Origin of the sequence: Draconibacterium sp. (assembly GCF_041583095.1) — a bacterium.
Classification (GTDB): Bacteria; Bacteroidota; Bacteroidia; order Bacteroidales; family Prolixibacteraceae; genus Draconibacterium.
The window spans coordinates 1-13,614 of record NZ_JBFHGM010000128.1; the positions used below are offsets into that span (position 1 = coordinate 1).

A 13,614-nucleotide genomic window follows, 5' to 3' on the forward strand; every position below is an offset into this window, starting at 1 on the left:
GAACGCTGGGGGCAGCACCGAAGCGTAGAAATTGGGAACTGGGTAGAAGCCTACGACCCATCGCGCCTGCTAAACATTGCCAGCGGTGGTAATTTCTTCGAAGTAGGCGATATTGCCGACCAGCACAAATACCCACACCCCGATTTTCCGTTGGATGTACCATTGTACGACGATTATGTGAAAGTAGTGGGCGAGTTTGGCGGACATGGTTTGGTTGTTAAAAACCATCTTTGGGATAAAGAAAAACGTAACTGGGGTTATGGTGGACTTCCTGAAACAAAAGAGGAATACATTGAACGCTACGTGGAAAGCTGCAAAATTCTGGGTGAGCTAAGGAAAAAAGGAGTAAGCGCAGGTGTTTACACTCAAACCACCGACGTGGAGGGCGAAATTAATGGTCTGATTACCTACGACCGTAAAGTGATGAAAATATCACCTGAAGAACTTTACAAGATTCATAAAGAGGCAGGTTTAGTTAAGTAAATTAAGCTGGATCACAATGAGCAAAGTTACCTTTATGTCTCTCATATTTTTTATGTGGTTTTCCGCGATCAACTCTTTTGAGTCAGACCGAATGGTGCCTGCACCGCTTTTTGTCGACCCAAACTACCGTGGTTCCTGCGACCCCGAAATAGTGTGGAACGAGCACGACCAGTTGTGGTACATATATTACACGGCGCGCCGACCCATGTTGGAAAATACCTGGTTGCAAACTCCTTTAGGTGTAGCTGTATCAAAAGATATGGTGAACTGGGAATTTAAGGGCTATTGTAAATTCGATGGCCTTGGTGGTGAAAAAGATGCTGCATCAACATTCTGGGCACCTGCAATAATTTCTGCAAACGATACCCTGCATATGTTTGTTACCTGGAAAACCGATACGGTTCCGACCAAAGGTGCCTGGGGCGGACAAGGTTGGATTGTTCACTATAAAACACCTGTAAATAACCCGGTTAATGGCTGGCAAAAGGTTAATGTTTTGCACGCGGATAACCTGAATACCATTGATGCCACAGTTTATAAAAACAAAGACCAGTTTCATGTATGGTTTAAAGGAAAAGAGTTGACGGCTAAAAAGAATGAATTGTACCATTTAGCGACCACCGATTTTAATACCTGGCAAAAGTTGGGTTTTTCGAAAAGCGATGTGTTTAATGCAGAGGCAACAGGTTCAAACTTTGAAGAGGCTCCTTATATATTCGAATGGAAAGGGAAATATTGGTTGATTACCGACCCTCACGATGGCTTTTTTGTGTACAGCTCAAACGATGCCGAAAATTGGAAATTCCAGGGGACAATTTTAAAAGAGGGTGGAAACCGAAATCTGGATAATTCTATGGCACGCCATTGCAGTGTTGCCATTAAAGATGACCGTGCATTTATTTTTTACCATGTTGAACCCTGGCGTCGTTACGATTTAGAGAAGAAAAAAGGACCGGGAAAACAACGCATTTTCGACCAGCCATTAAAAAACCGTGAAAGTGTTTTACAAATGGCTGAATTGGAAATTATTGATGGCAAACTCACCTGTGATAGAGATAAAACAATTATCATAAAGTGAGATAAATAGAGGAGTCAAATTTTAATAATAGAATTATGAATAACCCCGGGTTTTAACCCGGGGATAACAATATAAAAAATGAAAGCGATTCAATTGCAAAAGTTGGTTAAAGGTGATGAGAATCCATGAATCGCAAACAGAATAAACCTCAAAAAATGAAACGACAACTATTTCTATTTTTTTTACTGAGCATTGCAATCTTAACGGTTGCACAGAATAATATTAATACCGAAACGCCTGTTCCGGGACAATGGAGTAAAGAAAAAATAAACAGGTGGTACGATGAATTGCCCTGGCTGGTAGGCTGTAATTACTATCCCGCAACAGCAATCAATCAAATTGATATGTGGCAGGCTTCAACCTGGGACCCCAAGCGAATTGATTTGGAACTGGGATGGGCAGAAAGCATTGGAATGAATACTTTGCGTGTTTACCTGCACGACCTGGTTTGGGCTGATGATGAACAGGGACTTTACACCCGCATGGATGAATTTCTGGATATCTGTAAAAATCACGGCATTCGTCCGTTCTTTGTGTTTTTCGACGATTGTCACCATCCAAGTCCAAAATTAGGAAAACAACCGCTTCCGGTAAGAGGTTATCACAATTCGGGCTGGTTAAATTGTCCGGCACGCGAAGTTGCCGAGCGTTATTCCTTTGGCAAGGCAAGCAAAGAAGAACAGGCACGCTTAAAAGGTTACGTGCAGCGCACCATAGAGCATTTTAAAAACGACAAACGTGTGTTGTGTTGGGAACTATACAACGAACCAGGGCGCGGTAAGGGACTTACCGGCGATATGCAATCAACGGCTCAGAAAGGTGTTTTTGGCGACCAGTCGAAACAACTGGTTTACGATTCGTGGGTGTGGGCACGCGAGGTAAATCCGTCGCAACCTATTACATCCACAACTTCGGGCGCAGTAGGAAAAACCAACATTAAAATTAATAAGATTAACTCCGATTTTCATTCGCTACACAGCTATAGCGATTGGGAGGGTACGACAAAACGCCTCGAACCTTATCAGGACGGCCGCCCCATATTTTTAACCGAGTGGCTGGGAAGAAACAACGGCAGCACCGTTGCAGAAGTTCTTCCAAAACTAAAGGAGAATAAAATCGCGGCTGTAAACTGGGGTTTTGTTTCCGGGAAATCGGGAACCATTTGGCACTGGTCGAGCAGAAAAGGAATTAATGTGGAGGAAGAACGTGCAAAAGGAAATGTAGTTCAATCATGGGAATCGTTGCCCGAACCTGAACTGTGGTTTCACGATTTATTCAGAATGGATGGAACGCCTTACAGTCAGGAAGAAATCGATATTTTCAGGGAATTAACAGGAGCAAAGCCAAAAGATTTTTCTGCTGAGAAAAAAGCATACAAAAAGCATAATGAAGCCATTTACATTAAAGATGGATGGATTCGAGACCCTTATATTTATTTGGCCGACGATGGTTATTATTACCTTACCGGGACCACGCCCGAACCCAATAACCAAATGAATTGGAATGAACCATACAACACAGGTTTAGATTGGCAAAATCAGGAGATTTCTGGAACTCCAAGCATTGTGGGGAACACTATACGGGTTTGGCGAAGCACCGATTTATTCGATTGGGAATACCTGGGGCCAAAATTTAAGTTGAACCAGGGCTACTGGGCTGAAAAAGAACCTGAGAAATTTAAAACTACTTCGGAAGCAGCCTGGAGGCTTTGGGCACCAGAGCTGTATAAAATAGATGGCAAATGGACCTACGTTCATACCACGCCAGCACCGGTAAAAGGTGGTTCAAACCTGGCTATAGAATCGGAGAATGAGTTTCATTTTCCGATGGGTGATGATGCCGGTAAAAAGCACGACCCGTCACTTTTTCAGGATGACGATGGAAAGTGGTACCTGCTTTGGGGAAACACCTGGATTGCACCAATAAAAAGTGGTTTTAAAGGATTGGCAGGTAAACAAAAACGTATTGATCCGTCTGACAGGAAGATTGGTCACGAAGGAGCAACACTACGTAAAATTGGCGATAAATACGTTCATTTTGGAACGGCCTGGTCAACCGATAACATGCGCAAAGGTTCGTACAATCTATATTATTGTTTATCGGATGAAGTGATGGGGGATTACGGGCCACGCCGTTTTGCCGGAAGGTTTTTAGGGCACGGCACTCCGTTTCAGGATAAAGAGGGCCGTTGGTGGTGCACTGCATTTTATAATGCAAATGTTCCGCCGCTTAGCCGCGATGGAATTCAAAATAAGAACATAGGCGATAATGCCAAAACCATTAACCGGCAAGGTGTAACCATTGTACCTTTGGAGGTGGAAATCTTGAATGATGGCGATGTGTTTATCCGCGCTAAAGACCCTGATTACCGAAATCCTGGACCAGATGAGGCACAGCAGTTTAACAAAGTAAAATAAATTCAAATGAAGAGTTGTATTGTTGTTCGTCCGCAAATTGATTTCCCCTTTTTACCCCATCCCCAAGGGGAGCAGGTAAAATCAATTCGCTCCCCTTGGGGGCGGGGTAAACGAATTGATTCTCACATAAATATTTGGTTTAAAATGAGGACTTTATTCTTGTTATTATTCCTGTTTGGAACTACGAATTCATTTGCCCAAAATCAGAAGCCAAACATCATTATCTACCTTGCCGATGACCTTGGCTGAAAAGACGTGGGTTTTAACGGAGCCAAAGTGGTTAAAACACCCAACCTGGATGAATTGGCAAACGATGGAATGGTTTTCAACAATGCTTTTATCGCATCGCCTGCCTGTGCGCCAAACCGTGCAGCCTTGCTAACCGGGTTAATGCCTGCCCGGAATGGTGCAGAAGAAAATCATACATATCCAAAGCCTGGTGTTGCAGTGTTAACAAAGCAACTTCAGAAAAATGGTTACAAAGTTTACGCTTTTGGAAAGGTGGCACACGGTAAAATGAACAACGAGTGTGGTTGGGATTATTACCACAAACAACCCATTAACCTGGAAAAAAATGTAAAAGCCTTTTTTGCTGAAACCAAAGTTGATGGCCCCATTTGTGTGATGATTGGCGACCGCCGCCCACACGTTGCCTGGACTACAGAAAATATTTACGACCCCGAAAAAGTAGACTTGCCCGCTTATTTTATCGATACCAAAGAAACCCGGGAACACCGTGCACGCTATTATTCTGATGTGACGGGTTTTGACAAAACCATGGGCGAAAACCTTAAGTTTCTGGAAACTATTTTGGGCGAAAATACCATTACTTTAATGACCAGCGACCATGGAGGGCAATGGCCTTTCGGAAAATGGAACTTGTACGACGATGGCACAAGAACACCATTAGTGGTAAAATGGAAAGGAAAAATTCCGACAGGAAAACGAACACAAGCAATGGTAAGTTGGATAGATATTTTGCCAACTTTGCTTGATTTAATCGATTCGAAAACTCCTGATTTATTAGATGGAAAATCATTTGCTAAGGTTTTAACTGGCGAAACCAACGCATTCAGAAATGAAATTTATACCACGCACAGTGGCGATGGTGTTTTTAATGTTTACCCAATACGAAGCATCCGAACAGAGCGATTTAAATACATTAAAAACCTGTTGCCCGATTGCTACCACACCAATCATTCCGATTTGTTGCGGAAAGATGGTGCCGGGGCTTACTGGGATTCGTGGGATAAGGCCGCACAAACAGATAAAATTGCTGCGGGAATCATTAAAAAATATTACCAACGTCCGGCCGAAGAGTTTTACGACTTGGATACTGACCCGGATGAACAAAACAACCTGATTAACGACCCGCGTTTTCAGAAAGAGATTAAAAAAATGAAAGAAATGTTGGCCGAATGGATGTTTATGCAAGGCGATAAGGAAACGGTTTTCAGAACGCCTTACCCATTGGCAGAACCCAAACCCGATAAAGTATTAATTGAAGAATTAAAAAAATAAAAAATAGTAGAACGACATGAAGATTCAAGGATATCAAAAGAAAATCAGAACACTTTTATTGTTGTTAATTTCCGCTTGTTTAACTGGTAATTTGTGGGCACAAAATAAACGTCCCAACGTTTTATTACTATTGGTCGACGACCTAAAACCAACTCTTGGAGTATACGGCGACAAAGTGGCGCACAGTCCAAACATCGACCGTTTGGCTGAAAAAGGCATGACCTTTACACACGCCTATTGTAACCAGGCGGTTTGTATGGCGTCGCGTTATAATTTAATGTTGGGCGCCCGCTCAACCAGTACAGGTATTTATCATTTTGGAAAAGAATTTCGCGATGTTTATCCTGATGCAGTAACGCTTCCGCAGTATTTTATGAATGCAGGTTACCATGTTGAATCGATGGGGAAAGTTTACCACATTGGACACGGGAATACCAACGATGATGCTTCGTGGAGCATCCCTCACCATAAAGAAAAAGTAATTGAGTACCTGTTGCCGGAAAGTACAGGAGGTAAACTCACGCGTGAAGAGGCATTTTTTGAAAACTCGCGAATGTTTATTGAAGATTTGCCGCCAAACAAAAAACTACCTCGTGGTGCTGCCTGGGAAAGCCCTGATGTACTAGACGAAGCTTATGCTGACGGACGTGTGGCCACACATGCCATAGAACGTTTACGAAAAATGAGTAAAAATCCCGACCAACCCTTTTTTATGGCTGTTGGTTTTGCTCGTCCGCACCTGCCATTTTGTGCTCCCAAAAAGTATTGGGATTTGTACAACCCCGACGAATTACGAATGCCCGTTAATGAAGAACAACCCAAAGATGCACCCGCTTGTGCTTTAAAACGCAGAGGCGAAATTGTTCAGTTTTTTCCGGTGCCTGAGCAGGAAAGTGGTTTGTATGATGAAGACCTGAAACGTAAATTAATACATGGTTACTACGCCAGCATGAGTTACATGGATGCACAGTTAGGGCGTGTAATAAACGAATTGGAACGATTGGGATTGGACGAAAATACCATAATCGTACTTTGGGGCGACCATGGCTGGCATTTGGGAGACCATGGCACGTGGACAAAACATACAAATTTTGAGCAGGCCACCCGTATTCCAATAATGTATGTGGCACCGGGTATTGCCAAGAAAGGTGCAAAATCTGACCAGTTAACCGAAACCGTTGATATTTATCCAACATTGGCAGAACTGGCCGGATTGGAAAAACCTAAAGTACCACAGCCTTTTGACGGAACTAGTTTGGTTCCGGTTCTAAAAAATGGAAACGAAAGGGTAAAGGACCATGCTTACCACGCCTACATAAAACAAGGCTACTTGGGCGAAGCTATTCGTACCGCGCAATACCGAATGGTACGATGGACACATATTAAAGATGCCACAAAAGAAGTTTTATACGAATTATACGACTATAATAATGACCCACACGAAAGACAGAACCTTGCGGCGAAAAATCCTGGTAAAGTAAAAGAATTAGAAGAAATTTTAAATAGTCATCCTAAAGCAAAAGCACAACCATGATACGAAACATGCTGATTTTATTAATTTCGTTTGGTTTTTTAATTTCTTGCCAAAAACCAATAGAGCGCCCCAACATTATTCTAATTTACGTCGACGACATGGGTATGGGAGATGCCTCGTTTACTAGAGGAGAGGTGCGTCCTACACCCAACATAGACAAAATGGCATCGGAGGGGAAGGTGTTTACACAATACTACACCAATGCGCCTGTGTGCTCGCCATCGCGTGTGGCAGTAACAACAGGGAATTATCCACAGCGTTGGAATATCAATACCTTTTTAAGCAGCAAAGAGCACAATAAAAAATGCGACCAGTTGGATTATTTAAAAGCTGAAGCCCCATCGTTGGCACGAACTTTAAAAACAGCGGGCTACACTACAGCCCATTTTGGCAAATGGCACATGGGGGGCGGCCGCGATGTAACAGAAGCTCCGGTTATTTCGAAATATGGTTTCGATGAATTTGTTTCTACCTGGGAAAGTCCGAATCCCGACTCCTTACTAACTTCGTCGAACTGGATTTGGGCTCCAACCGACAGCATTAAGCGCTGGGACAGAACGGCTTATTTCGTTGAGAAAACTTTGGACTTTCTGAAAAAAAATGAAGACAAACCTTGTTACATTAATCTTTGGCCCGACGATGTGCATTCGCCTTGGGTTGCTTCGGAGCAATACCAGGATGGCCAAAGCAATCCCAACTATTATTCGTTGGAATACCTTAAGCCTGTTATCGATGTTTTCGACAGAGACATGGGGCACTTAATGGATGGTTTAAAAGAGTTAGGGCTTGATGAAAATACTTTAATTGTTTTTACCAGCGATAATGGCCCGGCTCCAACCTTTGAATATTCGCGTACCAATGGTTTACGCGGTTTAAAAAATAGTTTGTACGAAGGCGGAATAAATATGCCGTTTTTTGTACGCTGGCCCGAAAAAATTAAGGCCGGACAAACCGATTCTGAATCTGTAATAGCAGCAATTGATTTATTTCCAACCTTGTGCAAAATTGGAGGCGCCGAATTGCCCCAAAGCTATTGTTCCGACGGTGTTGATGTCAGCAAAGCATTTGTTTCAGAAAAGGAAACTATTCAAAAACGAAAAATATTTTGGGAATACGGACGCCGAAACACAAAAATAAGTCTACCAAAAGCGGCTTATGATAAGAGTCCTGCACTTGCAGTCCGTTACGGCGATTGGAAATGTTTTACCTCTTTCGACGGTGAAAAGTTGGAACTATATAACCTGAAAAACGACCCCAACGAAAGAACCAATATCGCTGCACAAAGTGAGGAACTGGCCAATCAACTAAAAGCAGAGATGCTTGATTGGTTTGAAAAAACCGATAAGTCGGAAGTAAGGAATTAGCCTAATTAATTCATAAAAATGAATTAATTACCCAAAGGGCTGACGAAATAATTGAATTTCAATTATTTGTCAGGGGGTTAACCTTGACATTGAAAATCATGAAGCAAACTTAAATAAAAGTACGTATCATGCAGATTTTCAATCGTCAACACTTCGTGTGAAAAATTTATGAATTTTTCAGGTTAGAATAAAAAGATAGTATTAGTTGAAAATATATCGTTAAAAAAGGCTAACAACTTCGGTTTCTTTTTGTTGGTGCCGAACTTGTTCGATATAAACAAAACAACCGGACAATACAGCAAAAAAATAATGTGTATCGTACTTACCTTTGTAAGGTAATACCATGTCTTAAAAACAAAGAATTATGAAAAAAACAATTGTTTTTATTTTGTTGTTTGTATGTATCTTATGTTTCTCATCTTTAATTTATATAAAATATGTGAAGAATTATGTGCCAGGGATTGAAAGAGTGGAAGAGACTGGTAACGGAGAAGATTCTTCGAAAAAACTAACATTAAACCAATCAATTGATTTCCTTGAAAAATTGGAAGAAACAAAAGCACTTGCAGGAAAAGACAATGAAAAAGGAGATAACAATGTAGGTACTATCAGAAAATTGAAAGCAATTAATATTATCTCTACGATAGGCATAGTGTTTACTTTTCTGCTTCTTTTTTGGGTGATAGGAAAATTGAGAAACTCTAGAAAAGAGTAACAACTGGAGAATTAAAGGACCAGTAGGTAGTCCTTTTAGGGCATGGGCAAACCATAATACTAAACCAATCTAAAATGAGAGATACTTTTCTAATTCTAATGATTCTTTTTATTGCAAGTTGTAATAATCAGGGGCAAAAATCAAAAAACGAAACTTCAGGGTCTGGCAACCAAAATCGTCCCAACATCGTACTTATCATGGTCGACGATATGGGCTACTCAGACATCGGATGTTACGGTGGCGAAATTCCAACTCCCAACATCGACGGACTTGCAGAAAACGGTTTACGGTTTACTCAGTTCTACAATACAGCTCGTTGTTGTCCAACACGTGCTTCGTTAATGACGGGGCTGCACCCGCACCAAACGGGGATTGGGCACATGACCAATCCGCCACCAAAACCACATCGTTACGACGGCTGGGAAGAAGCTTACCAAGGCTACTTAAACCGGAACTGTGTAACCATTGCTGAAGTTCTAAAGGAATCCGGCTACCACACCTATATGACGGGGAAATGGCACCTTGGCTATCACGACGAAAGCCGCTGGCCCATGCAACGTGGTTTCGAAAAATATTATGGCTGTATTCCCGGAGCCTGCAGTTATTTTTGGCCTCATGGCGACCGTGGGCTAACATTTATGAATGAGCAATTACCTCCGCCAGATTCTACAAAATATTATACCACCGATGCTTTTACCGATTATGCTATCCGGTTTATAGATGAGCAGGAAGATGAAAATCCGTTCTTCTTGTATCTGGCTTACAATGCGCCGCACTGGCCGCTTCATGCAAAAGACGAGGACATTGAAAAGTTTGTGGGCAAATACATGCACGGTTGGGATGAGGTGCGCAGAAACCGTCTGAAAAAACAAATTGAACTGGGCTTGTTTGGAGAAGACATGACCTTGTCGGAAAGAGATAAGCGCGTGCGTCCATGGGATGAGGTTGAGCAAAAGCAAAAGGAATTGGTGGATTACCGTATGGCAGTTTATGCGGCTCAGGTTTTTAGTGTGGATTACAACATTGGCAAGCTGGTTGACAAGTTAAAAGCAGAGGGCAAATACGATAACACGCTTATCCTGTTTTTATCTGATAATGGCGGTTGTGCCGAAATGTACGATGAGTTTGGTTCCAAACCACAATCGTGGATTAATATAGCTACCTATGGCGGAGCTGTATCGTACGGAATTGGTTGGGCGAACGCTTCAAACACGCCTTTCTACGAATACAAAGTGCACGTGAACGAGGGAGGTATTTCAACACCTTTAATTGCTCATTGGCCCAATTCTATAAAAGAGCAAACTGGTAAAATAAATCATCAACCCGCTTATTTAATCGATATTGCCCCAACACTTTACGAAATTGCAGGGGCCGAATACCCCAAAACGTATCACAGTAATGAAAATATTCACCAGTTGGAAGGAATAAGCCTTACTCAACGATTTGAAAGAGGTAATGGCGAGGTACACGAATATATGTTTTGGGAGCACCAAAACAACAGCGCCATTCGTAAAGGCAATTGGAAAGCTTTAAAAGATGTTGATGCAAAAGAATGGGAGCTGTACAATATGGCCACCGACCGTATTGAAAGCAAAAATGTGGCAGCAGAACATCCTGAATTGGTGAATGAATTGAATGATAAGTGGTATGAATGGGCAAAGGCTAAACAAGTTTTGCCAAAAAAATAGTGATAATAACCTTGCTTATATAATTTAACAATATAGGATATACAATAATGAAAGCCTTTGTATTAAAAAAAAATAATATTCGACTTGAGGATGTTTCTATTCCTGAATTGAAACCCGGACAAGTTCTAATTAAAACCAAAGCGGTAAGTTTAAATCCAGTAGATTTTAAAATAATCAAAGGGGCATTTAATTTACCTAAGCCGCGTACGATAGGGATTGATGTTGCCGGTGAAATAGTGGAGAAAGCAAGTTTTGTAACAAATTTAAAAGCTGGTGATAGAGTTTGTGCCCTGGTTAATATTTTCGAAACAGGTTCTTTTGCTGAATATGTTGCTGTTGATAGTTCAGCTGTAAGTTTAATTCCTAATAATGTAAGTTATACCGATGCATCGACGATACCGTGTGCAGGCATAACGGCTTGGCAGGCAGTTATTCAAAAAATAAATATCCATCCACAACAAAAAATATTCATTTCAGCCGGAGGTGGAGGTGTGGGGGGCTATGCCATTCAATTTGCTAAAAAAAAGGGGGCGTATGTAATTACTTCAGCAAGTAAAGACTTTGAACGTATTTCTAAACTCGGAGCTGATGAAATTATAAATTACAAAAAGCAAGATGTTCTTGAAGAAGTCTTAAAAAGAACTGAAAACAGGGGCGTAGATTTTATGATTGATAGTATTTCGAAAGAAAATATTGCTCAACACCGAGAAATGCTTCGTTTTAACGGGATGATTGTTGGAATAACAGGGCTTCCTGAGAAATACCTGTATCCTCCATTTTCGAAAGCTGCTGGAATGGTGGAAGTAGCTTTAGTTGCAGCATATACTAACGGCGATAATTCAATACTAACTGAAATTGCAGCAGTAGGGAGTGAGATTGCACATGGAATAGCAGAAGGAAAGTATGAAACAAATATTGGTTGTACAATAGATTTCAAAGATATTCCTGAAGGTCTAGATAAACTATCAGGAGGCAGAATATCAGGAAAATTAGTAGCAATCTTGTAAATGATTTTTATACAATTAGGGAGAATATGAACAAAATTTTATATGCAATCTTGTTTGTTTTTTTATTTGGAACATTACATGCCCAGTCGGTAACAGAACTTGGAAATAGTTACTCTGGCAAAGTTAAATGGAATGCCGAGATAGGAGAACTTAGCTTTACAACTGCAGGCGTAATTACTTTCGAAAACAAAGGCAAGCCCAAACAGCACTTTTGGAATGTGCCAAAAGAAGTCAATACCATTACAATTGAGGCCGATGTTCGGGTAGTAGGGGCTTTTCATACCCAGGGCGATTGTACCATTCGGGGCAAGCACCGCAAAACGTCAATGGTGTACGGAACCGATATACAAAAGTGGGCACAAACCAACGGTGTAAAAGCTTTTCGTCACTGCCAGTTTCAAAATCTTGGCGGGGTACTTACCATACAGAACTTAACCTCGTTGAATCCTTTTGGATTTCATGTGCGGGGAGAGGGCAATGTGGTAATGGTTAGCGATTGCGACTTCTTAGATAACCGTGGCGGCGCAGGTAACCACAGCGATGGTATTGAGGGTGGCGACGGCTCGTTTATCGAGAATTGCTACTTCGAAACCGGCGACGATGTAATAAAAGTATATCATGATTTAACCGTAAAAAACTGTACCATAAATATGGTGCAAAATGCCGTGCCTATTCAGCTAGGCTGGGGTAATACTGGCAACGACACCGGCACTTTTATCAACCTTACAATAACAGGCGATAGCGGAAGGGGCAACGACGACCGCGCAATTATTGTTGGAAGAAGTGGGGCTTACACAAAAACCATTAACATTTATGGCTGCAACATTAAAAATCCAAATGCCAGTTGGATAAGCCTGCGAGGAAAAGAAATGATAGTAAATGGCGAGGTTACTGATGCGGAAATTGAGATTGAAAAACATTGGTCAAAATACAAAGCAGGAAAAAGTAATATGGTAATATGTGGTAATAAAGATGAAGGAAACAGATATGAATGTATTAAGAACTAATTCAAAAAGTGCAAGTATGATACGGTTATTTAATTTAAGAATATCATTATTATTCATGATCGGTACTTTGTGTGTCACTAGCCTGGTAGCTCAAAATCAGGAGTTTCGTGCTCCTTCATATCCTCTGGTTACACACGATCCCAATTTTAGTATATGGATTAACAATGAGGTGCCAACACAGGTTGAAACAACACATTGGACCCAGAAACCAATGCCTATCAGAAGTGTAGTGAAGGTTGATGGAAAAGCATATCGCCTGATGGGTAAATCTCCGGCTTTTGTGCCTGCCGCTAAACTAACAAAGTCAAATTTAAGTGCTACTCAAACCACTTTTTCTTTTCAGCAGGACGGCGTTGAAATTAGTATGAATTTTCTTTCGCCTATCTTGATCGAGGATCTTGATATGGTTTCCCGCCCTTTAACCTATGTTAGTTGGGAGATCAATTCAATAGATGGGGAAGAACATAATGCAGAAATCTATTTTGAGATTTCTGCATTGGCAGCCGTCAATACGCGCGGACAAAGAGTTAACTGGCAGAATTATGAAAGTGGAGAGTTACAGGTTCTAAAGGTAGGAAATGTTGATCAACCCGTTCTTGAAAAAAGTGGGGATGACATTCGAATTGATTGGGGTTATCTATATGCTGCCGCAAATACAAGCTCTGTTAATCAGTTCTTTGCTGGCCGAAGCGAAGATGCCATTGTTTCTTTTGTAGAATCAGGTAAACTTCCTGGAATAGACAAAGAGGATCAGGGATCAAGAGTAGTTGAAGGACAGAAAGTATTGGCATATACCATAC

10 protein-coding genes and 1 pseudogene are annotated in these 13,614 nt (G+C 41.3%); all 11 read left to right on the forward strand.

Going from position 1 to position 13,614, the window contains the following annotated elements:
* Positions 1-483, forward strand: a pseudogene (locus tag ABZB17_RS12815) (beta-galactosidase); the annotation flags it as partial.
* A 34-nt stretch (positions 484-517) separates the two neighbouring features.
* On the forward strand, positions 518-1,561 hold the full coding sequence (locus tag ABZB17_RS12820) for a family 43 glycosylhydrolase (protein ID WP_372650744.1): 1,044 nt from the start codon (positions 518-520) through the stop codon (positions 1,559-1,561).
* A gap of 155 nt (positions 1,562-1,716) precedes the next feature.
* A complete protein-coding gene (locus ABZB17_RS12825) occupies positions 1,717-3,978 on the forward strand; it encodes a family 43 glycosylhydrolase (RefSeq protein ID WP_372650745.1) in 2,262 nt (753 codons plus the stop codon).
* A gap of 255 nt (positions 3,979-4,233) precedes the next feature.
* Entirely contained in the window at positions 4,234-5,499 is a 1,266-nt protein-coding gene (locus ABZB17_RS12830; protein ID WP_372650746.1) for a sulfatase, read from the forward strand.
* A 16-nt stretch (positions 5,500-5,515) separates the two neighbouring features.
* Complete coding sequence (locus ABZB17_RS12835) at positions 5,516-7,033, forward strand: sulfatase (protein WP_372650747.1); 1,518 nt, start codon at positions 5,516-5,518, stop codon at positions 7,031-7,033.
* Positions 7,030-8,397: a sulfatase-like hydrolase/transferase gene (locus tag ABZB17_RS12840; RefSeq protein WP_372650748.1), complete on the forward strand. Its 1,368-nt coding sequence runs from the start codon at positions 7,030-7,032 to the stop codon at positions 8,395-8,397. Before ABZB17_RS12835 ends, ABZB17_RS12840 begins: the two co-directional genes overlap by 4 nt.
* 364 nt (positions 8,398-8,761) lie before the next feature.
* Entirely contained in the window at positions 8,762-9,112 is a 351-nt protein-coding gene (locus ABZB17_RS12845; RefSeq protein ID WP_372650749.1) for a hypothetical protein, read from the forward strand.
* Positions 9,113-9,186: 74 nt separating this feature from the next.
* Complete coding sequence (locus tag ABZB17_RS12850; protein WP_372650750.1) at positions 9,187-10,800, forward strand: arylsulfatase; 1,614 nt, start codon at positions 9,187-9,189, stop codon at positions 10,798-10,800.
* Between the two features lie 47 nt (positions 10,801-10,847).
* Positions 10,848-11,807: a zinc-binding dehydrogenase gene (locus ABZB17_RS12855; RefSeq protein WP_372650751.1), complete on the forward strand. Its 960-nt coding sequence runs from the start codon at positions 10,848-10,850 to the stop codon at positions 11,805-11,807.
* A gap of 26 nt (positions 11,808-11,833) precedes the next feature.
* Positions 11,834-12,814, forward strand: coding sequence for a hypothetical protein (locus ABZB17_RS12860; protein WP_372650752.1), 981 nt, complete (start codon positions 11,834-11,836; stop codon positions 12,812-12,814).
* The coding region (locus tag ABZB17_RS12865) for a DUF5127 domain-containing protein (RefSeq protein ID WP_372650753.1) at positions 12,780-13,614 on the forward strand (835 nt) is incomplete at its 3' end. The genes ABZB17_RS12860 and ABZB17_RS12865, both read left to right, overlap by 35 nt.